At 72.4% G+C, this 25,740-nt stretch carries 25 protein-coding genes and 1 pseudogene; 15 read left to right on the forward strand and 11 right to left on the reverse strand.

The window, feature by feature from the left end; translation table 11 throughout:
- Positions 1 to 30: 30 nt before the first annotated feature.
- Positions 31 to 429: a hypothetical protein gene (locus tag ALLO2_RS05535; RefSeq protein WP_035730229.1), complete on the reverse strand. Its 399-nt coding sequence runs from the start codon at positions 427 to 429 to the stop codon at positions 31 to 33.
- 55 nt (positions 430 to 484) lie between these two features.
- Between ALLO2_RS05535 and ALLO2_RS05540 the strand changes: the two genes are divergently transcribed.
- The 4 genes from ALLO2_RS05540 to ALLO2_RS05555 all read left to right on the forward strand — a co-directional run bounded on the left by ALLO2_RS05540 (position 485) and on the right by ALLO2_RS05555 (position 3,267).
- The gene (locus ALLO2_RS05540) at positions 485 to 1,060 is read left to right on the forward strand and encodes a hypothetical protein (protein ID WP_232234903.1); all 576 of its coding nucleotides are present in this window, start codon (positions 485 to 487) and stop codon (positions 1,058 to 1,060) included.
- Positions 1,061 to 1,311: 251 nt separating this feature from the next.
- Entirely contained in the window at positions 1,312 to 1,443 is a 132-nt protein-coding gene (locus ALLO2_RS27760; protein ID WP_255361178.1) for a hypothetical protein, read from the forward strand.
- A 204-nt stretch (positions 1,444 to 1,647) separates the two neighbouring features.
- Positions 1,648 to 2,409: a hypothetical protein gene (locus ALLO2_RS05550; RefSeq protein ID WP_232234904.1), complete on the forward strand. Its 762-nt coding sequence runs from the start codon at positions 1,648 to 1,650 to the stop codon at positions 2,407 to 2,409.
- A gap of 342 nt (positions 2,410 to 2,751) precedes the next feature.
- Positions 2,752 to 3,267, forward strand: coding sequence for a transcriptional regulator (locus ALLO2_RS05555; RefSeq protein WP_011436135.1), 516 nt, complete (start codon positions 2,752 to 2,754; stop codon positions 3,265 to 3,267).
- Positions 3,268 to 3,548: 281 nt separating this feature from the next.
- On the opposite strand, the gene ALLO2_RS25405 is transcribed toward ALLO2_RS05555, so the two are convergent.
- The 9 genes from ALLO2_RS25405 to ALLO2_RS05595 all read right to left on the reverse strand — a co-directional run bounded on the left by ALLO2_RS25405 (position 3,549) and on the right by ALLO2_RS05595 (position 15,102).
- Positions 3,549 to 3,695 carry a hypothetical protein gene (locus tag ALLO2_RS25405; protein WP_023842054.1) on the reverse strand — a complete coding sequence of 49 codons (147 nt, stop codon included), beginning with the start codon at positions 3,693 to 3,695 and terminating at the stop codon, positions 3,549 to 3,551.
- Between the two features lie 287 nt (positions 3,696 to 3,982).
- Positions 3,983 to 4,891: a bifunctional lysozyme/C40 family peptidase gene (locus ALLO2_RS05560; RefSeq protein WP_011436134.1), complete on the reverse strand. Its 909-nt coding sequence runs from the start codon at positions 4,889 to 4,891 to the stop codon at positions 3,983 to 3,985.
- Positions 4,892 to 4,948: 57 nt separating this feature from the next.
- Positions 4,949 to 5,962 (reverse strand): replication-relaxation family protein, encoded by a 1,014-nt coding sequence (locus ALLO2_RS05565; RefSeq protein WP_011436133.1) that lies wholly within the window; start codon positions 5,960 to 5,962, stop codon positions 4,949 to 4,951.
- A gap of 32 nt (positions 5,963 to 5,994) precedes the next feature.
- Positions 5,995 to 8,493, reverse strand: coding sequence for a TraM recognition domain-containing protein (locus ALLO2_RS05570; protein ID WP_035730237.1), 2,499 nt, complete (start codon positions 8,491 to 8,493; stop codon positions 5,995 to 5,997).
- A gap of 33 nt (positions 8,494 to 8,526) precedes the next feature.
- Positions 8,527 to 10,416, reverse strand: coding sequence for a VirB4 family type IV secretion system protein (locus ALLO2_RS05575; RefSeq protein ID WP_011436131.1), 1,890 nt, complete (start codon positions 10,414 to 10,416; stop codon positions 8,527 to 8,529).
- The gene (locus ALLO2_RS05580; protein WP_011436130.1) at positions 10,413 to 11,723 is read right to left on the reverse strand and encodes a PrgI family protein; all 1,311 of its coding nucleotides are present in this window, start codon (positions 11,721 to 11,723) and stop codon (positions 10,413 to 10,415) included. The genes ALLO2_RS05575 and ALLO2_RS05580 overlap by 4 nt, the downstream gene beginning before the upstream one ends.
- Positions 11,720 to 13,879, reverse strand: a complete 2,160-nt coding sequence (locus ALLO2_RS05585; protein WP_011436129.1) for a hypothetical protein — start codon at positions 13,877 to 13,879, stop codon at positions 11,720 to 11,722. Before ALLO2_RS05585 ends, ALLO2_RS05580 begins: the two co-directional genes overlap by 4 nt.
- 3 nt (positions 13,880 to 13,882) lie before the next feature.
- On the reverse strand, positions 13,883 to 14,272 hold the full coding sequence (locus ALLO2_RS05590) for a pilin (RefSeq protein ID WP_011436128.1): 390 nt from the start codon (positions 14,270 to 14,272) through the stop codon (positions 13,883 to 13,885).
- Positions 14,269 to 15,102, reverse strand: a complete 834-nt coding sequence (locus ALLO2_RS05595) for a hypothetical protein (protein ID WP_232234905.1) — start codon at positions 15,100 to 15,102, stop codon at positions 14,269 to 14,271. The genes ALLO2_RS05590 and ALLO2_RS05595 overlap by 4 nt, the downstream gene beginning before the upstream one ends.
- A gap of 546 nt (positions 15,103 to 15,648) precedes the next feature.
- Here ALLO2_RS05595 and ALLO2_RS05600 point away from each other — a divergent pair.
- From ALLO2_RS05600 to ALLO2_RS05645, 10 genes and pseudogenes are all read left to right on the forward strand, one after another.
- Positions 15,649 to 16,356 (forward strand): hypothetical protein, encoded by a 708-nt coding sequence (locus tag ALLO2_RS05600; RefSeq protein ID WP_035730382.1) that lies wholly within the window; start codon positions 15,649 to 15,651, stop codon positions 16,354 to 16,356.
- Positions 16,353 to 17,168, forward strand: a complete 816-nt coding sequence (locus tag ALLO2_RS05605) for a hypothetical protein (protein ID WP_011436125.1) — start codon at positions 16,353 to 16,355, stop codon at positions 17,166 to 17,168. Before ALLO2_RS05600 ends, ALLO2_RS05605 begins: the two co-directional genes overlap by 4 nt.
- A gap of 80 nt (positions 17,169 to 17,248) precedes the next feature.
- Entirely contained in the window at positions 17,249 to 17,944 is a 696-nt protein-coding gene (locus tag ALLO2_RS05610; RefSeq protein WP_011436124.1) for a recombinase family protein, read from the forward strand.
- Positions 17,945 to 18,086: 142 nt separating this feature from the next.
- Entirely contained in the window at positions 18,087 to 18,254 is a 168-nt protein-coding gene (locus ALLO2_RS05615; protein WP_157493277.1) for a hypothetical protein, read from the forward strand.
- Between the two features lie 404 nt (positions 18,255 to 18,658).
- On the forward strand, positions 18,659 to 20,656 hold the full coding sequence (locus ALLO2_RS05625) for a recombinase family protein (protein ID WP_035730246.1): 1,998 nt from the start codon (positions 18,659 to 18,661) through the stop codon (positions 20,654 to 20,656).
- A pseudogene (locus ALLO2_RS26940) lies at positions 20,545 to 21,102 on the forward strand (aminotransferase class V-fold PLP-dependent enzyme); the annotation flags it as partial. The gene ALLO2_RS05625 and the pseudogene ALLO2_RS26940, both read left to right, overlap by 112 nt.
- A 175-nt stretch (positions 21,103 to 21,277) precedes the next feature.
- Positions 21,278 to 21,649 (forward strand): hypothetical protein, encoded by a 372-nt coding sequence (locus tag ALLO2_RS26945; RefSeq protein WP_023841546.1) that lies wholly within the window; start codon positions 21,278 to 21,280, stop codon positions 21,647 to 21,649.
- A 182-nt stretch (positions 21,650 to 21,831) separates the two neighbouring features.
- On the forward strand, positions 21,832 to 22,080 hold the full coding sequence (locus ALLO2_RS05635; RefSeq protein ID WP_011436120.1) for an antitoxin: 249 nt from the start codon (positions 21,832 to 21,834) through the stop codon (positions 22,078 to 22,080).
- Positions 22,077 to 22,487, forward strand: coding sequence for a type II toxin-antitoxin system VapC family toxin (locus ALLO2_RS05640; RefSeq protein WP_011436119.1), 411 nt, complete (start codon positions 22,077 to 22,079; stop codon positions 22,485 to 22,487). The genes ALLO2_RS05635 and ALLO2_RS05640 overlap by 4 nt, the downstream gene beginning before the upstream one ends.
- A gap of 399 nt (positions 22,488 to 22,886) precedes the next feature.
- A complete protein-coding gene (locus ALLO2_RS05645; protein ID WP_011436118.1) occupies positions 22,887 to 23,576 on the forward strand; it encodes a response regulator transcription factor in 690 nt (229 codons plus the stop codon).
- Positions 23,577 to 23,876: 300 nt separating this feature from the next.
- On the opposite strand, the gene ALLO2_RS26200 is transcribed toward ALLO2_RS05645, so the two are convergent.
- Complete coding sequence (locus ALLO2_RS26200; RefSeq protein ID WP_051874910.1) at positions 23,877 to 24,791, reverse strand: hypothetical protein; 915 nt, start codon at positions 24,789 to 24,791, stop codon at positions 23,877 to 23,879.
- Positions 24,792 to 24,970: 179 nt separating this feature from the next.
- Here ALLO2_RS26200 and ALLO2_RS26205 point away from each other — a divergent pair, with 179 nt between their 5' ends.
- Positions 24,971 to 25,216, forward strand: a complete 246-nt coding sequence (locus tag ALLO2_RS26205) for a hypothetical protein (RefSeq protein WP_035730249.1) — start codon at positions 24,971 to 24,973, stop codon at positions 25,214 to 25,216.
- The last annotated feature ends 524 nt before the right edge of the window (positions 25,217 to 25,740 follow it).

Genomic DNA, 25,740 nt, shown 5'->3' on the forward strand with positions numbered 1-25,740 from the left:
CTGACCTGCCCCGCCAGGCACGTGGCCGGTTCAGCGCGGGCTGACGTGGTTCAACCAGCGCACCAGCGGGGCGGCGCCGTCCCGGGCCAGGTCGATCACGGTCGCGGTGTCCCGTAGCGCGCGGGCGACGAGCACCCCGGCGACCGCGACCGGGCCGGGATGCCGGCTCGCGAGGTACGCGAAGTCGCCGTCGCCTGTTACCAGCAGCAACGGCGCCTCGTCGCTGCGGTAGGCACCCGCGAGCGCGAGGTCCGCGCGCTGCCAGCCCTCGGCAGCCACCAGCCGGCACTGCGCCGGCCAGCGCACCGCCGCCAACCTCCCGGCCGCGCCCGCGGCCGTCACCGCGCACCCGTAGCCGCCGACGATCCGCATCGTCACCGTCATCCACCGGGCCGCGAGATTGTCCGCGTCCGCCAGGACCTGCACCACAAACCCAGGACCATAGCCAGCGGCCGGCGGCACGGGACGTGCATGGCCGCATACGGTGGACAAGCCCGCGCGCCGGCTACACCTCAACCGCCGTTCCACCGCCAAGGAATCTGGAACGGAAATTCCCCGGACCCTGCTGGAGGCCGCGATGAACGACGCCACCTGGAGCCTGGTGACCGACGTCGTGGACCGCGTCCAGCAGTCCATCCGGATGACCGACTATCCGGCGATCGTCATCCTCGACGGGGACCGCCGCCAGATCCTGTCCGACTATGACTACGTCCAGAGTGAGACCGCTCGGACCGGCTTCGAGACCCGTGCGGCCGAGCTCGCCCGCACCCTGCACGCCCGCCGGTTCACCTTCGCCGTCCCGCAGATCATCGAGACGGTCCCTGGCAGCCTCGAAGCCCACGCGTTCTCCGTCCGGCCCCTGCGTGACGGCGAGCAGGAGAGCGTGGTCTGGACGGCCTACGACGCCGACGACGGCGTCGACTACGGCTGGGCCCCCTACACCCGCCAGCCAGGCGGCCAGCCCGTCTTCGACGAGCCCACCACGTTTCACCTGCGGGCCCTGTCCACCGACGGCTTCCCCGGCGTCCGTCTGCTCCGCCTTCTCACCGACGACGAGTAGGCCAGCTGAGTAGGCCAGCGCCCGCCTGGCCTTGTCCCGGGGCCGCCCACCGGGCGTTCCCGGGCCGCCGGCCTCGGCCGGCTCGCCCTCCGCGCGTTCGCTGAGCGGCCAGCGCGCTCCCGGACGACGCGAGCCGGCGAGCGGCTGTGCCCCGCCCGCCAGCCAGGCGCGCTGGGAGCCCACGTCCCAGCGTGTGCGAGCGGGCGTCCTCTGCCGCTGTCTCTGAGCCGCTGCCCATCTTCCCGGTCCGCATGCCGCCGACCGCCCGCAGGGTGGGCGCCGATGTCGGCGACACCGCCTCCCGGTCCTCGTTGTGCGCCGGGCACCGGGTCGCGCTCGCACGGCGACGCATCGCGGGGGCCGGCGTCCGCCACCTGCGCTAACTCTCGGAGATCTCCATGCCAGCATCTGACGACTTTCCGCTACCAGATGGGTACACGACGCTTCGAGTCTCTTCGCGTACCCGGCTCGTCCATTGCACGCTCCCCGATGCGGAGGTAACCCTCTGCGTTCGCAGGTTCGGCGAGCGGACGCTGTCCCCGGACCGGACTGGCCCCGCCGCAGCCGTGTGTGAGCGCTGTGCAAGCGTGGCGGCCCTGCACCCGCTCGACCGGGCCCCGCCGGGCTACGGCCTGACCGCCGTATCGACAGGTCCCGGCCTGGTCACCGCCACCGACCCCGCCGGGCGCACGATCGGCGCCGCGGGCACTGTCCCACAGGCCCACTTCGACGCCTGGTGCCATGCCCACGCCGTCGCGCTTGCGACCGCGCGCCTGCGCCGAGACAGCCGGCGTCGGGGCTCGGCCGACCGCGAGGTGTGGCGGGTTCTCCTCGCCNCCCCGACAGGTCGCTGGCGGCCCGCCGGCACGATCCGCACCCGGGACGACGGCTTCCTCGCTGACCTCGACGACACCGAGAACCACGTCCCCCGGCGGTTCCGTACCCGCCATCAGGCGCGCCGCTGGATTATCGAACACCGCGTCGTGCATGGCTGGCCCCACGCAGGATGGCTTGTCCTCGACGGCGTCCGTGTTCTACGCCGCGCTGGCAGCCGTCACGCCGCTACCCGCTGGCTGTGTGGCTACCACGCGACGTTCACCGGACTGCGCGCCACCGCCATCCGGCCGATCGACTGTGACGCCTACCAGCACCACTATCCCGACGGCAGCGTTTTCACCGTCGCCCGCGCCNCCCGCGCCGCCGACCATGGCATTGACCCGACCGCCGCACCCCGATACCCCTACGACGATCTCCCCTTCGACGAGAGCGCGTCCACGTGCGCGAGCATCGTGGGCAGCCTGGACACGGTGGGCACCCATACCACCCGCGACGTGGCCAGCTGGCCGTAGGACTGCATTCCGCGCCGGTCCGCTCGCGCGGCTACCTCGAACCATCACTTGCGCCCTCCGCGAGGACCGTCCGCTGGGACGCCGGGACTCCGCGCCGCCGCACCCGTCTGGCCTCGCGCGTAGCCGGCAGCCGTCCCCCGCGCGGTCGGCGCCGCACGGCCCGACCGGCGGACTGATCACAGGCACGTGCGGTGCTCGGACGCACGCAGCCTGCCTCGAACCTGCCGCCGGTTCTTGGCCGCAGCCCGAGCGCCGCAATCCGGCCTTGGCACACGGACTCGGGGTCCCCCCGGCCCTTCCGGCGCCGTCGCTCCATCCCCACCCATCCGCAGGAGGGAAACCATGCCCACGACGAGTGAGAACCGCGCCTACGCCCGCGAGGTAGGCGCCCGACTGCGCACCATCCGCACCCAGCAGGGCCGTTCTCTCCAGCAGGTGGAGACCCTGTCCCGTGGCCGATGGAAGACCGCGGCGGTCGGCTCCTACGAGCGCGGCGACCGGATGATCAGCGTGGAGGGGCTCGCGGCGCTCGCCGACTTCTACGGCGTCCCCGCCCACGAGCTGCTGCCCGGCGGACGGCCTGACCCCCTCCCGCCGCGGGCGGCGCGCGTCGTGCTCAACCTGCCCGCCCTGGCCGGCGTGCCCGACGACGACGCCAGCCCGCTGCGCCGCTGGGTCGCCGAGATCCAGCGAGAACGCGGCGACTACGCCGGCCGGGTCCTCTCGATCCGCGAAGGGGACCTGCGCACCCTCGCGACCCTCTACACCCTCGACCGCAGCCAGCTGCTCGACAGGCTCCAGCAGTGGAAGGTGCTCGACCCGACGAGCGCCACCCCGGACCTCTCCGACACCGTCTGAACCTGGGCACCGTGATCCAGCCGGCAGCGCGTCCGCTGCCGTGCCCCCGCCATGCACGGCGGGAGGGGCGCGCAGACACGGACAACCTCCATGGCGCTTCCCCCGACGGAGATCCTTGGGCAAGGGTCGGGCCCGGCCGCAGGCTCACCCGTCTACTACCCGTGATCCCGTTGCCGTGGCCCACCGGCGGAATGCCCGTCGGTGAGCCACGGCCATCAGGGCAACCGCTGGCGGCTGCTCATCGCTGAGCAGTTCGGCCGCCACGCGCAGCCCTTTCGGGCCTACTCGTCGTCCTGTTCGTTGCGGTCGGCCGCCTCCTGCGCCCGCACGTCGAAGCCACTCTGCGCGGTGTCGGAGCACGGGTCCTGCAACGCTGCCTCGCTGATCCGGTCAGCTGCCTCGCGGTCCATCGGCGTCGACTTGCCCATTTCGCACTCCTTGCATCCTCCTGTCCCGGTGACGTCACGGGACCGACGTGCCCGGTCGCGTGCGGCACGGCCAGGCGATGCCCAGGGATACGGCAGCGCCACGACCCGGACGGCCGGATCGCCCTGCTGACGCCGCGAGCGGGCTCCGGGTTGGGCAGCAGCTCGGTGACGAGCCCGCGAGGAAAATGAATCCGAGAAATAGGCTATCGTGCTCGCCCGGACAGCGCTGGGCGAGCGCGCTGGAATGCTCCAGCCCGACGTTGCACCCCGTGCGAATAAATCGCACCCTACGTGCCCGGCCTGGTTGCCCCGAAATAGTCGTCCCCCTGCCACCTGTATGGGGCTATTTTCACTACTTTGCCCCGCCCTGGAGCGGTGATCATCTGGCCGTTTCCGATGTAGATCGCGACGTGGTGGATGTTGGTGGCGGTGCCGTAGTAGACGAGGTCGCCGATCTGGAGCGGTTCTCCCGGCGGGACCACGGGGCCGGCCTCATACTGGGTCTGAGCGGTGCGGGGCAGGTCGATCCCGGCGGCCAGGTAGGCGGCGCGGGTCAGGCCGGAGCAGTCGAAGCCGCCCTCGGCCGGGCCGTCTCCACCCCAGAGGTAGGGGATGCCGATCTGGCCCTGGGCGTAGAGGACGGCGGCGTAGCCGGCGTCGGACGGCGCGGTGTCGGCTCCGAAGCCGCTGGTCGAGCTGTACTGGGTGGCCTGGGTGACGACCTGCGCGACGTAGGCGTCCGAGTGGTTGTAGGCGAAGATCGCGCCGGTCAGGTCGGTGGCGACGTGGTTGTCGCAGAGGTAGGCCGCGGCGGCGTAGACGGCGTCCTGGGGGTTGTAGAGAGACGGCGGGTTCGCGCCGCCGGCCGGTAGCTGGTGGTGGGCGACGACGTCGGCGAACGTGGTGGCGAGGAACTGCATCGGCCCGCCGGCGCCGGCTTCGTTGACGCCGCTGACCACGCCCGGCAGCCGACTGCGACCATGATCAGATTCTTCTTTCCCGATGGCCGCCAGGGTCGTCCAGGACAGGCCGGGGCAGCTCGCGGCGGCCTGCATGTAGAGGTTCAGGTAGTCGGGCGGGATGTCGTCGAGCGCGGTCTGGCTGGGGCTGCCGCCGCTGGAGCAGCCGAGGAACCAGCCGACGACGGGCAGGCACAGGACGCGTTCGGCCACCCCAGCGGCGGCGGCCCCCATCATGACGATGAGCAGGACGACGGCGGCGACCGCGCCGGCGAGGTACTTGGTCGTGGCCGCTCACCCCCGGTACTTGGCGGGCGGCATCGGAGCAGGCGGGCGCAGGCCCGACCCGGCGGAGATGGCATCCGGCCGGTCCGACACCGGCGCGGGTGCCGGCAGACGGGGCCAGGCCCGGGGCAGCTGATCGAGGGTGAGCCGGCCGGGGCGGCTGGCGCCGAGCGGCAGCCAGCGGGCGAGGGCCGGGTCGAGCTGGTCGTCGGGCGGGGCGAGGGTGGCCGCGGTGGTCGCGACCGGGACGGTGTGCGGCTGGTCGAGCCCGGCAACGGCGTCGGCCAGCGCGCGGCGGGCGCGGGTCTCCCGGCCGATGGTGGGGAACCAGAACAGGACCGGGGTGGTGATGCCGGTCGCGGAGGCGAGCCGCCCATATTTGTCGATCTTCGCGGCGAGGCGGGCGTACGGCTCGGTGGCCCAGTCGAGTTCGAGGAACCATTCCAGGTCGCTGCCGCGGCTGGTCCACCGTCCGTAGGCGTCGGGACGGACGATGTCGCCGAACGCGGCCCGGGTGCGAGCCTCGGACCACCAGGCGGTGAGCGTGCCGGGCGGGTTGGGCTGTCGGGCGTGGGCGATGAGGTGGGTGAAGAAGCCGTTGACCGCGACGCGGTGGGCGAGCTGGGGCCAGTAGGCGACGCCGAGTGCCCGGTCGTGCCGGTAACCGGTCGCGGCCAGGTCGATGCCGTCTTCGGCGGCGAGGATCGCGGCGCCGGCAACGTCGCAGACATAGTGCGCCGGGGGCATGCCCTCGCCGAGGGGGCTCAGGGGTTGGAAGCGGTCGATGACACGCCAGCGGTAGAGCTGGAGGAGCCGCTCGTTGGCGGTGCGACGGTTGGTCCAGGCGGCGTGGACGAGCTGATGAGTGGTCAGGACCCGGTGTTCGTAAAGGAGCCGGGTGATCCAGCGGTCGCGGGGGCTGAGGTGAGGGGTGAGGTTCGCGAGATGGTTGGCGTCGGCGACGACGCGGGCGGCGGGACGCTGCGGGAGGCGTAGGGCGCGTTGCGGCAAGGGCTTGGCCATCGGGGACGCTCCTTCGAGGCGGCGGGGCGCCGTCAGGCGACGCGGCGCGGGTCGGCGGTCGGGCGCGGACCCGGACCGGCAGGGGAAGGTGCGGCGGGGGTGGCGGCGCGGCGGCGCAGGTCTCGGCGGATCTGGGCGGCGCGGCCGGGAACCGGCGGCGGCAGCTTTTCGGTCACGACCGTGAAGGCGGGGGCTTCTTCGCCGCCGACGACCAGGCGGGCGGCGGCATGGAACACGCCGAGGTTGGCGAGGTCGTGTTCGGCGAGCCGGGGCTCGGTGTGCCGGGCGAGCCGCTTCGCGTCCGCCGGGCTGACCGTAAAATAGATCTTGGAGCGGGCGTTGGCGCCGATGCTTTCTTCCAGGTGCCGAGGCAGCTGGGTGAGGTTCTGGTGCGCCAACGTGAGGGACAGCCGGTAGCCGCGGGCGGCGGCGAGCATGTCCTCCAACGCGTACGGAAGCGTGAGGAAATGGTGCGCCTCGTCCAAGTACAGGCTGGCGTCGGGCCTTTTCCCTTGGGGGAGGCGGGCGCGGCGGGNGGNGGCCTGCCAGACGGCGGAGACGACGATCGAGCCCATCAGGGCAGCGGTTTCGACGCCGAGGGCGTCCTGGGCGATGCGGACCAGGCACACCCCGCCGTCGTTCAGCACGGTGTCCATGTCGACGGTCGAGGGTCCGGCGGCGATCGCGGCCCGCACGAACGGCCGCAGCAGAAAGCCGCGCAGTTTGTTCATCAGTGGGGCGACGGCGTGGCCGCGTGCGGCGTCGGAGATGGATTCGTACCAGGTCCAGAAGCCGGCGAGGATGTCGTCGTTGATCTCGCCCAATGCCCGGTGCCGGTAGGCGGTGTCGGTGAGGAGTTTCGGTAGATCCGTGAGCACCGGGACGCCGGGTTGTGCGGCGAGGGTGAGCAGGCCGGCGCGGAAGATGTCCTCGGTGCGCGGCCCCCAACTGTCGGCGTAGACCCGGGAGAAGATCGAGACGAGGTTGTCGACGGCCCGGCCCCGGTCGGGCTGGTCGAGCGGGTTGAGGCAGGGTGGCCGGCTGTTCGATTCNGCGTCGAACAGGACGAGGCGGTCGAGGGCGTCGGTCGGGTAGCGGGCGAGGATGTCGATGATCTGGTCGCCCTTCGGGTCGACGTTGACCACCCCTCGACGGGCGGCGACGTCGTCGAGCGTCATGCGGGCGAGCAGTTCGGACTTGCCGGCGCCGGTCGCGCCGAGGACGTGCAGGTGATGCCGGGCGTCCGGGACCCGCAGACCGACCGGACGCGCACGCCCGGCATCGGTCCGCCCGAGCGGGCGCACATTCGGGCCGGGCCCGGCGACGCCAGGCGGCGGGGCGACCGCCTTCGCTCCGGCGCGTTGCAGGCCCGGGGTCGCCTCGTCGACCGGCAGGTGCGCCAGCGCGCCGAGCTCGGCGACCGAGAGCAGGTCGCCACGGCCGAACTGCCGGGTAGCGAGGACGGGCAGGGGACGGCGCAGCCGCACGCGGCGGTAGTAGTTGTGGTCGCCGTAGGCCGCGTAGGCGCTCGCGATCGCGTGCGCCCGTCCGCGCAGCTGGCTAGCGACCTGGGCGGCGGTGGTGTCGTCGGTGTGATCGTCGAGGATCGCGGCGATGGCGTAGCGGACACGGACCTCGTACTGGGCCCCGCGCTGTTTCGTGACGATGGCGCGGTCTTCCGCGGACAGGGCCAGCGACGTCTGCGGGTCGACCTTCACCGGGGTGGTAGCCGTCCGGCGGCGCTGCCGGGTGCGGCCAGTGCGGGGGGTGAGCAGGTCCAGCAGCCCGCCGATCAGGTGCGCGGAGCCGCCGGCGCGCAGCCGGCGGGCGGCCCGGCGGGACCGGGCGACGCGGCGGCCGGTGACCGGCCGGGCCAGGATCTGGACCGCCGCCCGTTGGTTGCGGGCGAGGCTGCCGGGCGCGCCGAGCAGGGCGCGGATCGGGTCGGCGTCGTGGTCGACCCGGATCGGGAGTGCTTCGGGGCGGGCGAGGCGCAGTTCGCCGCCGGCGGCGAGTAGCCGCCGGCCTGGCCGGGCCACGACGGGCAATGGTGCGCGGGCGGGCGTGGTGTGGGTATGCGCTCCGGGCCAGGCCGCCTCGACCGCGCGTTCGACGAAGCCGTCGGGCACGACGCCGGGCACCCACATCTGGATGCGCACCCCGTCGGCGGTGAACTGGTACTCCCACACGAGGTGCGGCTGGCCGATCAGGCGCCGCCAGCCGGGCCGGAGCAGGCCGAGCAGGTTCGCCCACAGCGCGCCCGCGCCCGCCGGGTCGACGGTGGGCGGGGCCAGCACGGTCACGAGGCGGGCGCCTGCGGCGAGCTGCTGCTGGTACCGGCGGCGCAGCCGCCGGCGCAAGGTAACCAGGCCGGCGGCGGTGAGGGTGAGCAGCGGGCCGGCGATGGGGCCCCACACCGCCACCCATCCCCGTAGCTGGCCGAAGATCTGGTGGAGGAAGCCCCACGGGTCCGTCAGATAGATCGTGAGCGGCGACGACGGCGTGGTGGTCGCCGCGGCGAGCAGATCCATGGTTACGATCTCCCTGCGGGATGGCGGTGCTGGTCAGGCGGCATCGAGGTAGATCTGGCCGTTGTCATCGGTCGGGTCGTCCGGCACGGCGAGATCGAGGAAGCCGTCGTCGGCCGCGTTGTCGGGGTCGGCGGCGAGTTCGGCTGGGTTGGTCGTGACCAGGCGGTGCTCGACCTGCGAGGCCAGGGCTTGGAAAGCGACTCGTTGTGCCCCCGCCGCGAGGAGTCCTTGTCCGCGGTCGGCGGACAGCAGGAACTGCCGTTCGCCCTGGGACAGGTCGAAGATGGCGGTGATCTCGTCGATGGCCTGCGGTGCCTGGCGGAGCAGGATCTGGGTGGCGGCGTTGGTGACGATCGCTTTGCCGAGGTCGGTGGCGAGCACGTCGGCGGTGTCCTGGGTGGCCACGGTGAGCCCGGCCCAGTGCTTGCGGGACGACTTGGCCATGCGGAACAGGAAGTCCGCGCCAGCGGGCTGGCGCATGAGCAGCCATGCCTCGTCGACTACGACCAAGCGGGGACGGCGGTCGGCGGGGTTGGAGACTCGCCGCCACACGGCGTCGAGGACGAGTAGCGTCCCGATCGGCTTCAACTCGTCCGCAAGGTCGCGCAGCGAGTAGACGACAAGGTGGCCGTCGCCGCGGCGGGTCGTCGGCCCGTTGAACAGGCCGGAGAACGCCCCGGCGGTGAACGGGTGCAGCCGGGCGCCGAGCGCGACCGCGGCCGGGTCGTTGGAGCTGGCCAGGGTGGTGGCGAGGTCGGCCAGCAGCGGTGCCGGCCGGTTCCAGCTGCGCGGGTCGGAGCTGATCCCGGCGGCCTGGTAGGTGGCGGTGATCGCGACGTCGAGGGCTGCCCGTTCGGCCGCACTCAGCTGGCCGACCAGGACGGCGATAACGGTGTGCAGGAACAGGCTGCGCCGCACCAGCGCGTCGCGCGGTGCGGTGCGCCGCCCGTCGGGGGTGGTCTGGATCGGCAGGTCGAACGGGTTGATCCGCACCTCGTCGGCGCCGAGGTGCAGGTAGCTGGCGCCGACCGCGGCGGCGAGCCGGGCGTATTCGTCTTCCGGGTCGACGACGTGGACCTCGATGCCCCGGTAGAGACTGCGCAGGAGTTCGAGCTTGACCAGGTAGGACTTGCCGGCGCCGCTGCGGCCGAGGATGACGGCGTTGTGGTTGTCGACGTCGCCGAACCGGTCCCAGTGGACCAGCCCGTTGCTCGCGACGTTGAGCCCGTAGAGCACCCCGGTCGGAGCCAGAGAGGTCGGGTCGGCGGGCGGCAGATCGGGCGACGTGAACGGGAACGCCGCGGACAGGGCTGCGGTGTCGAAGGTGCGGCGCATCCGCACCTGGTCCAAGCCGAGGGGCAGGGTGCTGACCCAGCCCTGGAGCGAGCGGTAGCTGACTGGCTTGGCGTCCAGCAGCAGGCTGGCCGCCAGCGCCCGCACGGCGGCGACCTCGTCGGCCAACTCGGCTTCGCTGGCCGCATGGACGGTGAAATACAGACCCAGCCTGAACAGCTTGCCTTCGCCGCGGGCTACGCGGGCGGACAGGTCGTAGGCGTCCTCGGTCGCCGCCTCGACCTGCGGGTCGACCAGCCGGCCCTTCTCGTCGCCGAGCTGCCGGCCGGACTCCAGCTTCGACAGCTGCCGGCGCAGCCGGTTCGCCGCGGTGACCGGGTCAATCGGCTCGACGTGCACGGCGACGTCGACCCGGCCCGGGTAGGTCACCAGCGGGGCGAGCCAGCCGGCATGGACCTCACGCGGATAGCCGGTGATCGCCATCGTGGCCACGTAATCCCCGCCGACGTCCAGGTGGCGGGGCGCGATCGTGAGTGCGTCCGGGACGAACGCCGCCGCGGCAGCGTCCACTGTCCGGGTCGACGGGCTGGGGGCCTGCGCGGAGGTCCGGCGTCGGGCTCGTCTGCTCATCGGGCGTGTCCCCTGCGCGCCGTGTGTCGTGCTGGCCGTCGGGAGCCGCCGTCGGAACGCCCGGCCGGCGGGCGCAGGGCGGGCGGGTCCCAGAAGTCGGGGTCGTTGAGCGGGCCGTCCCCATCGGCGTCGTCGAACCGGTCGCCATAGCCGGCTCCGACCGCCGCGTCCGGGTCGTCGAACCCGGCGTCGTCCAGGAAGCCGTCGTCGGTGTCGGGCTGGTAGGCCGAGTAGCTGTCGACGGGCTCGGGGACATCGGCGGTGATGACGTCGTCGGGGGCCGCGAGCGCGGCCGGCGGCACCAGGCCGGCCGGGTTGCAGGCAGCGGCCAGCACGCTGGTCGCCGTGCCCGCGTCCAGCGGCGTGACCACGATCCCGGCCGGTGCCAGCAGGTCGGTCGCCTCGGCGAGCCGGCGGGCGAGCCGGGTGTGCGCGGCCCGTCGGATGGCCGCTCCGGCGCGGCGGGCGTCGCGGGCCGCCGCCCGTCGGCCGGACAGTGCGGCCAGCGGGGATGCGCCCCCGAGCCCGTCGACCGGGCCGGCCGCCACGAGCGGCTCTCGCAGGACCAGCAGGACCTGGCGGGTCAGCAGCTGCATCTCGTCGGCGAGCTGGGCCAGGTAGGTGGCGTGTTCGCGGGCGGCGTGCGCGAGCGCGGGGTGGGGCAGCTGGTCGGCGGCGTCGTCGAGTTGACGGATCTGGTCGGTCAGGTCGGCGGGCATGGCCCGCACGAGGATCTGCACCGGCGCGGTCAGGGAGTGCAGGTAGCGGGCGAACACGGCGACCAGCCCGTCCTGCTCGCCCGGCGTGCGCAGCGCGAAGTTCACCGTGCTCGCGACCGCGACGACCGCAAGCCCGTCCGGCCCGAGGTCGATCACGCCGACCCCGGCGTTGGTGGTGACGGTGCGGGCCGGTAGCCGCAGCGGCGCCGCGCTCTGCCCGCCCGCGGCCGGCCGTCGGTCACCGGAGCTGCTCGTGGCGCGGGCGGCCAGCCAGGACGGCGGCGGAATCACTCCTTCGGGGGCGTTGATGCGGTGTCGTGGGCTGGTGCGTTGGCGGATCGCGGCGACGAGCATCCGGTCGAGGGACAGCCCGTCGCGCTGGCCCAGGACGAGGACGCCGGCGCCCGCGGCGACCGGGACGGCGAGCAGCGCGAACACCGGCAACGGCAGCAGGGCACGGGTCGCGGCCCAGGCGAGGTAGAGCACGATCGCGGTCAGCGCGAGGATCAACACCTGCCGGGCGGTCAGGCCCGCCATGATCCGATCTTCGCGATCAACATCGGCGGGAATTCGTACGGGATGCGTCATCGCGGCTGATCACCTTCCGGTCGGGGTGGGCGGGGGCGGCGGGGCATGTTCGGCAACATCAGCTGCCGGTAGAGGGGCGGGACCGGCCGCGCCGGCGAGGTCGGGCGGGATGGCGACGGCGGTGGTGCAGGTGGGGACGGCCGGGCGGGGCGTGGGGTGCGGGGCAGGCCCTCCAGCGGGAGGGCGTACTGGCCGGTGCGGTCCGGGCGGATGCCCTGGTAGGGGTCGAACGGCAGCTCCAGCTGCCGGCCCCTCGGCGCCGGACGAGGCTGGGTCGGCCGGCCGGGACCAGACCGGCCCGCGCCGGCCCGCGCCGAGGCCGGACGCCGCACGGGTTGTGGGGCCTTGGGTGGGTGCGGCTGGTCGACCTCGAACGGCAGCAGCAGCTGGCCGTCGCGGTCCACCCACGCCCCGCCGTCGCGGGGCAGGTAACGCCCGCCGGGGGCGACGGCCTGGCCGAACGGGATGGACAGCTGGCGGTGCCGCGGCCGGGACCGTCCGGCCGGATTCGGCTGCCGCGGTGGGCGAGGTACCCCGCGCGCCGGTCCCGGGCGGCGGACGCGGGGCACCCTGGTCAGCGGGATGAGCAGCTGCCCGTCGGGGTCGGCCTCGATGTGGTCGTACGGGTCGGCCGGCCCACCGCCCGGCCCGCCGCCAGGCCGGCCCCTGCCCGGCCTGCCGCGCCCGCCCCGGCCGCGCCCGCCGCGGCCTCGCCCAGCCCGTCGGCCCGCGCCCCGTCCGAACCGGGCCCCGAGCAGGCCCAGCGCCCGGCCGATGATGTAGGCGCGCACGACCCGGCCGATAATGCCGTGCCCGCCGCCGTGCCCGATCCTTGGCATCATCCAGAACGGAATCCGGAACAGAAAATAGATCAGGGTGATCGAGGCCAGCAGGTTCACAACGCCGTCCGGGGTCGGGCCGAACACGGTGAACCCGCCCGGGGTAAAGAACACCTTGAACGAGGCGATGAGAACGAACGACTGGACGATCTGGATACCCAGGCAGCCGAAGAACGCCCGCCACCACCAGAACGCCATCTTCTCGGTCAGCGGGTGGCCGTGCCCGGCCAGCGCTATCGGCGCCGCGCCGATGAGCGCCACCTCGATGGTGATCCGGGCGATGTAGGTGCACAGCAGCGCGACAATGGAGCCGGCGAGAAACAGGCCGAGAAAGATGACGAAGACGCTGCGGCCGAGGCCGCCCGGAGTCGGCGCGATCGACCCGAGGACGATGTTCCTCAGCTGCCCGGCGGCGGTGTCGGGATTCAGCCCCTGACCGAGGATCGCGCCGGGCAGCACGTTCGCGCCCTGGATGGCTTTCGTGGCCAGGAACTGCGACAGCCCGGACGCGAGGAAACCCACCGGGATACGCGGGGCGATCTCCTTGATCGAGATGCGGGACTGGACCGTCCCCAACGACATGACGGTGATCCCACCGAACATGATCAGGGCGCCGTAGGCGGTGGCACTGATCGCCCACGACGTCGACCACATTTCACCGATCGCGGGAAGCTGGGACGGTTCCGGCGTGGTCAGCAACGTGCGGCCCAGCAGATCCAGCAGCGGGTTGAGCGCGGCGGTCACCAGCGTGCGGAAAAACGCGGTAATGGCGTTGTTGATCGCGTTGGTGATCCAGCCGACGATCCCGCCGCCGTCGCCGCCGGTGTCCGGCGCCGGGGGCGTCGTGTGCGGCACCGGTGGCGCCGGGACCTCCGGCGTGGTCGTGCAGTCCGGGTTGTCGGCCGGGCACGGCTCGCCGGTGCCGCCGCTGCCATTGCCGCCGCTGCCGTCGGGTGGGGTGCTCGGAGTGTCGGGCGCGGGCGTGGCACCTCCGCCCGAGGGAGCTGGCGTGGCCGGCGGCTCCTGGCCCGGAGGAACCGGGGACGGCCCAGGCTGCGGGTCCGGGGTGGGGCCGGTGGAGCCGGGCGCGCCAGCGGACGGCGCAGTCGAAGGGACGGGTGGTGCGGTGGCGGCGGAGGCCACCGCGGGAACCACGACCGCCAGCAGGAGCGCGAACGCCGCCGTCCCGGCCAGCAGCAGCCCTCGGCCCCGCCGGCGGTGGCGGCGCCGAGGGAAGCCCAGCCGGCGGCGCGTCGGGACGGACGACGAGCCCGGCGTGCCGGGTGGGAGGGTGCGGCGGTGCGAGGCGGCGGTCACGGCCTAGCCCCCGACGATCTGCTTGAGGATCTCGACGACGACCGGCGCGAGCGCGGCCAGCCCATAACCCCAGCCGGCGTTACGGAAGGAGTCCTTGGCCTTGCCGACCTCGCTCGGCTCGCCGTTGGAGATCAGGTAGCGCACGCCGCCGATCGAGAGGAACACCGTCGCCAGCAGCGCCAGAATCCCCATGATCCAGTTGCGGATGTTGTTCAGGACCGTGTTCAGGTCCGGTGCCGTGGGCGCTCCCGGAGGGACCGTCGCGGCGAACGCCGCCGCGCCTCCGGCCAGGACGAACACGCCCACGACGGCGACGAGCAGGACTGTGCGGCACCATCCGACCCGCCGGCTCGGACGTGGGGCGCGGAGCTGGGGTGGTGGGGTCGGGCTCATGCCGGCACCCCCGCAACCGCGAGTGCCGGCGTGCCGGCCGGCGGGAGGAAGCTGAGGACACCGGCCGGTGGATGTGGCCGGGGCGGGGGCTCGCTGGCCGCCTGCGGGGCCTGGCTGGTACCGGCCGGGTCGGTGAGGTGGCCGACGAGGCGTCGTTCGGCCCGCTCGCGCAGCCGGGAGGCGTGGCGGGGTGCCGTCGCGTGGCGGGCGGCCCAGGCGCTGAGCGGGAGGTCATCCAGGCGGGTCGCGGCGATCAGATCGGCTTCGGTGGTGGTCAGGACGCCGGCGGCGACCGCGTTTGCCAAGACCTGCTCGGGACCGGCCTGGCTCGGATCGGACCGCGCGGCTTCGGCCGCGGCGACGGTCTGGAACAGGTCCGGGTCGGGACGAGGGGCTTCCCGCTGCTGGACCGTCAGCGCCAGCCCGGCCCGGTAGGCGGCCCAGCGCAGCCGCACCGCGATTCGTGGCAGGTCCAGGCGGACCGTGGCCACCGCTTCGAGGAACCCGGTGAGCACCTCCGCCTGCACGTCCGCCGGGTCGAGGTCGCTGTAGCCGCCGAGCCGGGCGCAGATCGCGTGCAGTGCGGGCAGCGCCATCCCGGCGGCGCCGACCGTCCACGCACCGCCGTAGCGGCGGGAGCGGCGGATCACCACCGCCCACGCGGCGTCGCGGACGGCCTGCGGGCAGGAGCCGGCCAGCAGCAGGTTCCGCAGCTCGTCCAACGCCACCAGCCGGGTTGGCAGACCTGGCACCACCGACCCGTCCAGCGCCAACGGCGCCGGCCCGGCCACCAGCAGGCCGAAGCAGTCCCGCAAGGTCGCCAGAGGCAACGCGGATACGCCGCGGCCAGCCGGCCGGGCGGGANAGGAAGACATTCCGTCGGGCATTACCGTCGTCCTTTGCTGTCACGGAAACTCGGACAGCTCTAAGGACGCCACGCCGTGCCCAGCAAAAAGCCAGAACGATCTCCCAGTGAATGCACAGAAAAGATCGCTGGCGCCCAGCAGAATCCCAGCGATCTTTATTCGGCACTCTCGCCAGCCTCGGAGTCGAGCCGACGCCAGCGGCGGCACGAGCCTGCACAGCAGGGCTGTGAGCTGCGACGCTGTGACATCCAGCGAAGATCGCTGGGCATCCCAGCGGGGACCGCGACGGGTCGGCAATGATGCCAGCGGGAAAAATCTTGAAAAAAGTTTCGGGTGGCCTGTTCGGGCAATGCCCAGCGAGCTGCCAGCGATCAATAGTCCGGTCGGACTAGGCAATGCCCAGCGGNAAAAATCTTNAAAAAAGTCGCCGGGCTGGTGTCCGAGGCATGCCCAGCAGACGGTCTCCTTTTACGGCCGCNAAAACGCACCGCCGTGAAAGGAACCCTCTCGATGCCCGTATCAGACCCTGACCGCGACAGGGGCGCTGTCGTCCCCGCCGGGCAGCTGGCGACCGTCTGGCCGTGCCCGCCGGACAGCCCCGCCCGGCCGCCGGCCGGCTGGCTTCAGAGCGCCGTCGAACAGCTCGTCGCCNCCCACNCCCGGCCCGGCGACCCGGTCCTGCTGCTGACCCCGCCGGCCCCGGACGGGTTCGCCGCAGGCCGCCGCGAGACGCAGGCGGACCGGCTCGCCGATGCTGGTGGGGCCGTGGCCCGACTCGGCCGGCACGTCCAGGTCCGCCCCGCGCCCGCCACCCCGGGCCCGTGGACGTCCGGGTCCGGACCCGGACCCGCCACCTCCGGCGAAGGTCCGGACGACGACCGTCGCTCGCTGGTCGTCACGGTCGTCGAGCCGACGCGGACCGGCTGGCTCCACGGTGTTCCGTGGGCCCGTCTGGTCACCTCCGGCGGCCTGCTGGCTGTGATCAGCCGCAGCGACAGCATCGCCGGCTGGCTGATCGAACCCACCGCCGAGCTGACCGCCGCGACCGGCCGCCACGGGCTCGCGCTGCTCGACCGGTTCGTGCTGCTGGAAGTTCCCCTCGACGAGCTCGACCAGCCGCCCACCCCCCTGCCACGCGCGACGGTGGCCCGCAGAGTGCACTCCGACTTGCTGCTGTTCGCCCCGGTACTGCCCGCTGGCCCACAGGAGCGCCAGTGAGGAGCGACGCCGAACGCTGGCGCCGGGGACGGGCGGCGACGGTCTGGCCGACGGGCCTGCTCGCCCTCGCCGGCCAGGACGGTGCCGGCGACGGCCCGCGTGGCGGCGCCGCGGCGGACATGGCGGTTCCCGCGGCGGTCGCTGCCCATGCCATCGCCCTCTACAGCTGGCCCGGCGACACCGTCTGCGACCCGGACTGCGCCGACGGGGCCGTTCTCGTCGAGGCGGTTCTGGCTCGACGGCACGCCGTCGGCATCGCAGCGGACCGGCGCGCCTGGCAGACCGCTCGCCACGCCCTGACCGCGGCCAAGGCGCGGGGCGCGCCCGGTGACGGGACGATTCTGGACCGCTTGCCCGACGGGTGGTCCTGGACCGGACTCGGACCGGTCGACCTGCTTCTGACCGCCCTCGGACCGCCCGCCGACTCGGCCGGCCCGCATGGTCTGAGGGGCGACCGGCTGGCGACCCGCCTCGCCGGCTACCGGGACCTGGCCCGGCCCGCGGGCCGCCTCGTGGTCGTGGCCGCCTACCACGTCGCCGATGGCCTCGATCTGGCCAGCCGGATCGTCGCCGCCGGCCGCAAGGCAGGCTGGCAGCCCGTGCAACGCGCGGTCGCGCTCACCGCCGTCCCCTACACCCGTGCGCTCGACGCCGCGCCCGCGACCGGCCGTGCCTGGCCTGCCCACCACGACGTGCTCCTCTTCCGGTCCCGCGGGCAGCCGGCGCGGCCCCCGCGCCCACCGGAGCTGCCGCCGTCCAGCCCGGCGCCCGCCGCCGACCCGCCCGCCGCCGCGGCGAACCGCGCCGCCTAAGACCCGCCCTGCGCCGGCCGGCGCACCGCGGCCGGTCTTCCCGCTTCCCTTCTGCTCGCCCTTCTGTGGCTGGAGCCCCCATGTCTGACCTGTCGCCCATCCCCGTGCTGCCACCCGCCCCCACCGAGCCGGCCCGCCCGCCTGGCTGGTGGTCGCGGCTGGTCCACCGCCGTGCGGCGCGCGCGGCGCGGCTGCTCGCCGCCCACCACGCTCAGACCACCGAACGCGCCCGCCTGGCGCAGATCGCCCTCGTCCGCGGCGGCTACCACCTCGGACCGATTCCCTACGGCTACCTGCCGTTGCACGTTCCGGCCCCCGGCGGCGGGCGCCGCCGGGTCCGGCTCGTCGTCGATTTCGGGCCCGCGTCCGTCGTCTCGGCGATCTACCACTGGCGGATCGACGACCGGCTCACGCCACGGGCGATCACGACCCGGCTGCACGGCATCCCCGACCCCACCCTCCTCCCCGTCGACCCCACCAGCGGCCTGCCTCGGCCCTGGGCCCCGGCCGCGGTCGCCCGCGTCCTGGCCAACCCCGTCTACACCGGCGCCACCGTCTGGGGTCGCACCCGCGCCGGCCGGCCCGTCCCGCCCGATGAGTGGGTCATCTGCCTCGGCGCCCACCAGCCGATCATCGACGGGCGCACGTTCCACCACGCACAGCTCCTCGCGCCCCCCGGCGCAGGGATTTTCAGCGCGCAGCTACCACCGTGGGAATTCGTCGACCCGCCGACCGACCCGGGAAACACCAACGGCGGGCAGGGGCCGATCACATGACTCCACCGCGGCCGTTTCACGACCGAAACCGCACCTGGATGAGAAATGTTTCCGTCGGGCCGGAGACGTCGCGGTGACCCGCCGGCGGCCCCAGGATCGGGACGACACCGCACCCGCCGATCGCGGCGACGACACATCGGCTGTGTCGACCGGACGTCAGGACGCGGTCAGGGACATCACCATCGAGCACATCGAAACCGTCTGGATGACCCCCGAAGAATACGACACCGCCGTGTCCGTTCTGGCTGAACTTGTCCTACAGTGGGAAAGGAAGGGCGCGCCGAACACCGCGCCGAAAAAGGCGGCCTGACGACCCCGCACCTTTCTACCGGGCGGGCGGCCCGTCCCCATCAGATGGGCCGCCCGCCCATCATCTAGAAAGGAACCCTCGGTATGCCCTGCCCATTTTCAGCCCGACGAGCCATCACAAAGACGGCGGCGATCNCCGANCCCGCCGTCCCGCCGGTCGTTTTCTACAGCCGGATCGCCACCGACGGCGGCCAGCAGTCCCTCACCGACCAGTACGCCCAGACCCTGGCCTACCTCGCGGCCCATCACCCGGCCTACCTCCTGCTCGACGACGACAGCAGTGAGCCGGCCCGCGCCCGATTTTCCCTCCCGTCGATGTGGCGTCGCGCTTTCCAGCGCCACTGGCGCCACGCCTAAAGCCCGGCCGCCGCACACGACCAGTTCCGAGAGAAAGGGACACGCGCCATGGCCCGTGCGACCTCGCGTCGCAAGAGCGCGAACCGCACCCCCCAGCCCGCCGTCGACCCGCTCGACACCGTCCGGGTCGGGATCTACCTGCGGCGCTCCACCGACGACGAGCACCAGCCTTACTCCATCGAAGCCCAGGAAGAACGACTCCGTTCCTACATCGACTCCCAACCCGGCTGGGCCATCGCCCTCCGGTTCTCCGACGACGCCTCCGGCGCCACCACCGAACGCGACGACCTGCAACGCGCCCTGTCCGCGGCCCGCCACGGACTGATCGACGTCCTGCTCGTCTACCGGGTCGACCGACTCTCCCGCAACCTGCGCGACACCGTCACCCTGCTCGAAGAACTTGACCAGGCTGGCGTCGTGTTCCGCTCGGCCACCGAGCCGTTCGACACCGCGACCCCGATGGGCCGCATGCTGCTCCAGATGCTCGCGATGTTCGCACAGTTCGAGCGCGACACGATCATCGACCGGGTCATCGCCGGCATGGAACGCAAAGCCGCCAAGGGCCTATGGATGGGCGGCAACCGGCCCTTCGGCTACCAGGTCGACCGCGCCAACTGGAAACTGCTCGTCGACGAGAAGGAAGCGCCCGTCGTCCGCCTGATCTTCAACCTCTACGTCAAGGAACGGGTCGGCACCCGCGCCATCGCCAAGACCCTCAACGAGCGCGGCCACCGCACCACCACCGGCGGACCCTGGTCCGGACACCAGGTCCTCCGCGTCCTGGACAACCGCATCTACCTCGGCGAGCTGACCTTCCGCGAGATCACCGTCACCGACACCCACAAGCCGATCATCGAGGCGGCCCAGTTCGCTGAGGCCGAGAAGATCCTCACCATCCGCAGCGACGGACACACCCACCGAGCCGCCAGCGACTCCGACTACTACCTCACCGGCCGCATGCGCTGCCCGCAATGCGCCAAAGCGATGCTCGGCTCCAACGCCGGGGGACGCAACCGCACCTACCGCTACTACACCTGCTTCACCCGCCTGCGCTACAGCCGCGACCGCTGCGACGCCCCCCGCCTCGACGCCGACGCCCTCGACCAAGCCGTCCTCACCGCACTCGCCGCCTTCTACCGCGACCACCAGCAGCTCATCTCCGACGCCGTCCACCACGCCCGCCAGCGCCACCACGACGCCCACGCCGACCGCACCGGCGAACTCGCCACCGTCCAGGCCGACCTCACCCAAACCGACCAGGCCATCGACCGCTACCTATCCGCGTTCGAGCGCGGCACCCTCGACGAAGAAACCCTCGCCACCCGACTCGCCACGCTGCGCACCAAGCAGAAGCAGCTCCGCCGCCGACAGACCGAACTCACCGCCCAGATCGACGACGAACCCGTCATGCCCCCACGCGCCACCCTCAGCAAGATCGCAGGCCACATCGATACGATCATCGAGGTCGGCACCGACCTTCAGCGCAAAGCCCTCGTCGAAGCCCTCATCCACGAAGTCAAGATCCTCGGCCCCGGACGGCTCCAACCGGTCTTCAAAGNCCCCAGNCCCGAGCCGAGCGAGACCGCCGCAGCCGCCCTACCAGCCACAACGCCCCCGAAGGGAGCGGTTCGTACAATGCCAAACATGGTGGAGCGGGTGGGACTCGAACCCACGACCGACGGAAACACCGTCGCAACCACGACGTCCATACCGTCGGCACGGTGCCGCACGCGTCGTCGAGGTGTCACCCTGTTCCCGTGGACACACCGTCGATCCATCAGCCCCGCCAGCGCCGGTTCACCGACAGCGACGATCCCGGGCCGAACGAAGATCCCGAGCAGCTCCGGCTCTTCCACCGCTGGCGTGCGGCCCGGTCACCGTCGTCGGTGGTTCATCTCGACTCGGCCGGCGCGGCCCGCCCCAGTCGGGCCACGATCGCGGCCGAGGCCGCGTACCTGGAGCGCGAGAGCGCACTCGGCGCGTACGCCGCCGAGGTGGAGGCAGGCAGCGGGCTCCACGCCACGCGGGCCAGGCTCGTCAGCCTGATGGGCCCGGGACTCGACGCTGATGACCTGAGCTTCCACCATTCGGCGAGCGCGGCTTTCGCCAGCTTGCTGATGGCCTGGCGGCTCCCCGCCGGGGCGAGGATCGGCGTGGTACCAAGCGAGTACGGGTCCAACATGCTCGTACTCGCCGCCCGGGCGCTGCGCACCGCGGTCTCGCTGGTCGATCTTCCCGTCGACGAGACCGGGGTCATCGACGTCGAGACGCTCGACCGGGCCGGAGTAGCCTGCGCCGACGCACCCGGGCGCATCGGTCTCGCCGACCTCGACCTCGTGGTGTTTCCGCAGGTGCCAAGCCAACGGGGCATCGTTCAGCCGGCAGCCGCGATCGGTGCGCGCTGCGCGGCCGAAGGCGTCCCCCTGGTACTCGACGTGGCGCAGTCCCTCGGCCAGGTCGAGGTGCGCCAGACCGCGGCCAGCGCCTATATCGGAACGTCGAGAAAATGGCTCTGCGGGCCACGAGGAGCAGGATTTCTCGCCGTCCGGAAAGGCAGCGTCGATCTTCTTGATATCGCCGTGCCGAGCCTGCACAGCGCACGCTTCGACCGCAACGACCGTCCGGTTCCTCTCCCCGGACTGGCCCGGCTCGGGAGAGGCGGCGACCGTGTCCCGCATCGGCCTGGGGCAGGCCGTCACGGAATTGACGGATTCCGGCCCGTCACTTGTCTTCGCCCGCATCGCGCGGCTGGCCGGTCAGGGAAGACGCCTTCTCGACGGGGCCGGCGGCTGGCGGGTGCGCGAGGACCCAGATTCACCGTGCGGCATCATCACCATGCAACCGCCCCCCGGCACCGATCCGGTGGCCGTCCGGGACCGGCTCTACCGAGAGGACCGGGTGCTCACCAGTGCCATCCCCGTGGAGCGCTCCCGGGATCTCACCGGGCCGGTCCTCCGCGCGAGCGCGCACGTCTATACCGATCCGGCGGAGTTCGAAAGGCTGGCCATGGGGCTCGAACGCATCGCCTACGATCGTTGACGCCCCGGCGGCCACCTGCCCGCAGGCCGACCAGCCAGCGCGTCTTCGGCTGTCGCCGCCCTCGTACGTGCCGCCAGCACCGCCGCCTCATGCCACAGCGTGCCCGCGCTACCGCCATCTGACCGAGTCGGCCGCGGACACCTGGTATATACTATCGATAGCTATCATGCGCGGGAGGCGTTGTGGCGGACACGGCGATCGCGAGGCTCTTCATGCACGGCAGAAGCCAGGCAGTGCGGCTCCCGAAGGAGTTCCGGCTGCCCGGTGACCGGGTGCGCGTCCGGCACATGGGAGACGGCGTGCTGCTAGAGCCGATCGCGTCCGATGTCGACGCCTGGTTCGCCGAGCTGGACCGTTTCGTGGACGTGCCGCTGTTCGAGGACGGCAGGAACCAGCCGCCGACGCCCGCCGGGGAGGACTTCTTCGGGTGAACTGCCTCCTGGACACCAGCACTGTGGTCGCACTGCTGCGGAACAAGCCCGTCGGCGTGCGGGAACGGTACCGGGAGGCCGAAGCGTCAGAGGATTATCTCGCGCTCTCGTCGGTCGTCTTGTTCGAGCTGTGGTACGGCGTGGCGAAGAGCGCTCAGGTGCCGGAGAACACCGAGCGCCTGCGGATACTGCTCTCCGGTGACCTGGACCTGCTTGACTTCGATGACGAGGATGCCCGTGCTGCCGGCGAGGTGCGCGCCGTCCTGGAGAAGGCCGGGACGCCGATTGGCGCCTACGATCTGTTGATCGCCGGGCAGGCACTGCGGCGCGGGCTGACAGTCGTTACGGCGAACACCTCGGAGTTCAGCCGGGTCACCGGCCTGAGCTGGGAGGACTGGACGAGCTAGCCGTCGTCGGCGCCCGCTGCCGGGGTCGTGCGACAGCACGGTCGGCCTGGCTCCAGGCGCGCCGCTGGCGTAGCACCCATTGCCCGCGCCGACGCCGACGAACTCGCCACGAGCCGCTAGCACGTCCGAGCCGCGCTCGGGCGTGGACGGCCGACGATCTACGATCGTCTTCTGATGGACGTGTCCCTCGTGACGCTCGCCACGCTGGGCCCTCCCCATGCTCCACCAGCTACCCGGTGGGGATCTGCTGAAATGGTTGGCGTCGCTGGATGCGGTGTCCCCGACGCACCCAGCGATCGGTGGCGCCCCCACGCTCCGCCAGCGGGCACCAACGCCCGTACGGCCTGACGAGGTCTGTCGCCTCGTGGCCGGCAAGTCCGGGAGAACGACTGGACCAGCATGAGCGTAGCGAACGGAACCACAGTACCCGCAGTACCTGGCGCCATCACCGTGGCGGCAGTGGACGATCACCCGATCGTGCTTCGCGGCCTCGCGGACCTCCTTCACGACGTCGAGGACTTCAGGCTGATCGGCACCGCCCACTCCATCGAAGCCCTGCTGGCCGGTCCGGGGCGCGGCGCCCAGGTGATCCTGCTCGATCTCGATCTCGGCGATGGCACCGCGCCGCCCCATAACATCCAGCGGCTGCTCGCGGTGGACCGCGCGGTCGTGGTTTTCAGCGCCGCGGCGGCTCCCGCGACGGTTCGCGACGCGATGCGCGCCGGCGCGTCGGGCTTCGTCCCGAAGACCGACGACATCGAGGATCTGGCCACCGCGATCCGCGCCGCCGCCGCGGGAACGGGGTGGATCTCGCCGCAGCTGGCATTCCTGCTGCTCACCGATGACGCTACGGACAAACCGGATCTGTCGCCCAAAGAGGTAGAAGCNCTGCGTCTCTATGCGACCGGAATGCCCATGAAGACGGTTGCCCACAAGATGAACGTCTCCCCGGAAACGGCGAAGCAGTACATCGATCGGGTCCGGTCGAAGTACCGCAAGGCCGGGCGGGACGCGAGCACCAAGGTCGACCTCTACAAACTCGCGGTGGAAGACGGTCATCTCAACCCCGGTGCCGAGGGAACGGCCTGACCGCGCCACCAGAGTGATCACGAGGAGGTGGACCCGGCGCGCGCCCTCGCGCCACCCCCCGCACAGCGGGAGAGCGCGCGCCCGATCAAGGAACGGAACACCTCGGCGGACATCCCCTGGCCCGGCGGCCTGTCCTCCCTGTGTCCCCTTGCCTCCCCCGTGTCTCCTTGACCAGGAATATCCTCGCGGACAATGACGATTCGGTCATGACCCACATCCACCGAATCCGTTGTCCCCCGTCAAGGGGTCAGCGGAAGGACTTCGAAGCACGACCGCCGAGACCGGATCGATGCGGACAGGTCATCTTCGAGGGGGCTTCGTCCTCGGCTGGAGCAGCATCGCCCCGATCAGGGCGAGGAGGCCGGCGCCGAGGCACACCGTGATCCCTGCCTGTGGACGGATCGAGATTGCATCCGCGGAAATCGCGCGGAACGATGCGAGGGTCGGCGGCCCGTAGACCCGGTCCAGAGCGGTGATGATCACGATCAGAACTGCGATGATTCGGGCGAGGGCGACATCGATCGCACCGGCAAGCGGCCGACGCACCAACCGTCCCACCCCGATGGCACCGAGTGTGACCGCCAGGACACCGACGATGCGCCCGTCTCCGACCACAAGACCGCTGAACGTACGTGTCTCGTCGCCGCTGGACATCTCGCTCCACGGCAGGACGGAACCGATGCCGGCGCCGACGGCCGCCAGCACCACCATCAGCGCGGCGACCGGCCGGGGCGCGGTGGCCGGCGGGAAAGCGGACGGCGTCGGTTGTTCGGACGGCGTCGGTTGTTCGGACGGCGTCGGTTGTTCGGACGGCGTCGGTTGTTCGGACGGCGTCGACGGACGATGCGCCTCGGGCAAGGCCTGCGGACGCGGGACAACCGGCCGCGGCCCCGGGTCCGCACGCCGTTCCTGACCCTCCAGGTCATGGTCGTCACCCGCGCCCCGGTTCCGCCCGGGATACGCGTGCAGCCGGCGGTCAAAGGCCGGGTCGGGGTAGGGATAGGCATCGGTCACCGGCTCGCCGCCCGGCCCCGCGCCGGAGACCGGTAGGGGCCNCGCCTCGTCCCTCGTGCCGGAGGGCATCGGATCCGGTTCGAGATCGGGCCTGAGCTGTCGGCGCACCTGCATGGTCGGCGGGTCGGTGGAACGCGACGCCCGTGGACGACCACGATCATGATCGAGCACATGATCATCCCCGTCGGTACGGGCGGCCATCCGACGCCCGGCCGCGGCCTCCAGGGGATCCCTTCCAGGTTCTCGATGATCCCGGACGGGAACGGGCGCCGGTACTCCTCGCGGCCGAGGACCCTCCTCAACGCCGGGAACGGGTGGCACCCTGGCACCGGAACCGGCGGAGGTCCTCGAGACGTCGCGCTCGAACCACGCGGGTCGGGATGGCGTCGGTGTCGGCGTCGGCGTCGGCGTTGGTGTCGGTGTCGGTGTCGGTGTCGGTGTCGGTGTCGGTGTCGGTGTCGGCGTCGGCGTCGGCGTCGGCGTCGGCGTCGGCGTCGGCGTCGGCGTCGGCGTCGGCGTCGGCGAACCGGACGCCCCGGATCGCGGTACCGGCCGGTCGGGACGAGATCCGCGGCCGCCCTCGTCCCCGCGACGTGGGAGTGGACCGTCGGGCGACGACGGGCTGATCCGTTCCCGGATCGGGGACTGTCCGGCGGGATGGGACGGGCTGGCGGACAGCTCGGACGGCGCCGGCGGGCGAGCCCGGGTCGGCGCCGGTGCCGGCAGCGGCGCGGGGACCGGCGGTGGGGAGGCACTCGTACGGCCGGGCGTCGAACGCGCGCTTCCGGCCGAACTGACCGGATTCCCCGCGCGACTCGGGGGAGGCGGTGCCGCGGGACTACCCGAACGGCTCGCGGCCGGTGGCGCCGCCGCCGGGGTGGGCGGGGGNGAGACGGGCGGCCCGGGCCACGAAGCCGGGGGCCGTCGGACGGCGCCGCGCCCCTGGCCGGAAGCAGGCTGGCCGGGTGTGTCGGTCTTCGGTGGCGTCGACCGCTTCGATGATTCCGGGGTGTCCGCCGCGGCTGGCCGGGCGGGAGCCGGCGGCACCGACCGCTGCCCGCCGCCCACGGACCGCGCCGGTGAAGCTCCTCCCAAGGGTGGAACCGACGTCGGCGGGATACGGCCGGTACCCTGCCGCGGGGCGGCAACC

Origin of the sequence: Frankia sp. Allo2 (assembly GCF_000733325.1) — a bacterium.
In the GTDB taxonomy this organism is placed as follows: Bacteria; Actinomycetota; Actinomycetes; order Frankiales; family Frankiaceae; genus Frankia; species Frankia casuarinae.

Excerpts from the sequence above, each read along its gene's own strand:
- ALLO2_RS05610 (WP_011436124.1), top strand. The coding sequence starts at position 17,249 with ATGTCTGACCTGTCGCCCATCCCCGTGCTGCCACCCGCCCCCACCGAG.
- ALLO2_RS25405 (WP_023842054.1), bottom strand. The coding sequence starts at position 3,695 with ATGGGCAAGTCGACGCCGATGGACCGCGAGGCAGCTGACCGGATCAGC.
- ALLO2_RS26205 (WP_035730249.1), top strand. The coding sequence starts at position 24,971 with ATGGCGTCGGTGTCGGCGTCGGCGTCGGCGTTGGTGTCGGTGTCGGTG.
- ALLO2_RS05580 (WP_011436130.1), bottom strand. The coding sequence starts at position 11,723 with ATGACGCATCCCGTACGAATTCCCGCCGATGTTGATCGCGAAGATCGG.
- ALLO2_RS27760 (WP_255361178.1), top strand. The coding sequence starts at position 1,312 with ATGCCGCCGACCGCCCGCAGGGTGGGCGCCGATGTCGGCGACACCGCC.
- ALLO2_RS05565 (WP_011436133.1), bottom strand. The coding sequence starts at position 5,962 with ATGGCCAAGCCCTTGCCGCAACGCGCCCTACGCCTCCCGCAGCGTCCC.
- ALLO2_RS05555 (WP_011436135.1), top strand. The coding sequence starts at position 2,752 with ATGCCCACGACGAGTGAGAACCGCGCCTACGCCCGCGAGGTAGGCGCC.
- ALLO2_RS05590 (WP_011436128.1), bottom strand. The coding sequence starts at position 14,272 with ATGAGCCCGACCCCACCACCCCAGCTCCGCGCCCCACGTCCGAGCCGG.
- ALLO2_RS05560 (WP_011436134.1), bottom strand. The coding sequence starts at position 4,891 with ATGATGGGGGCCGCCGCCGCTGGGGTGGCCGAACGCGTCCTGTGCCTG.
- ALLO2_RS05575 (WP_011436131.1), bottom strand. The coding sequence starts at position 10,416 with ATGAGCAGACGAGCCCGACGCCGGACCTCCGCGCAGGCCCCCAGCCCG.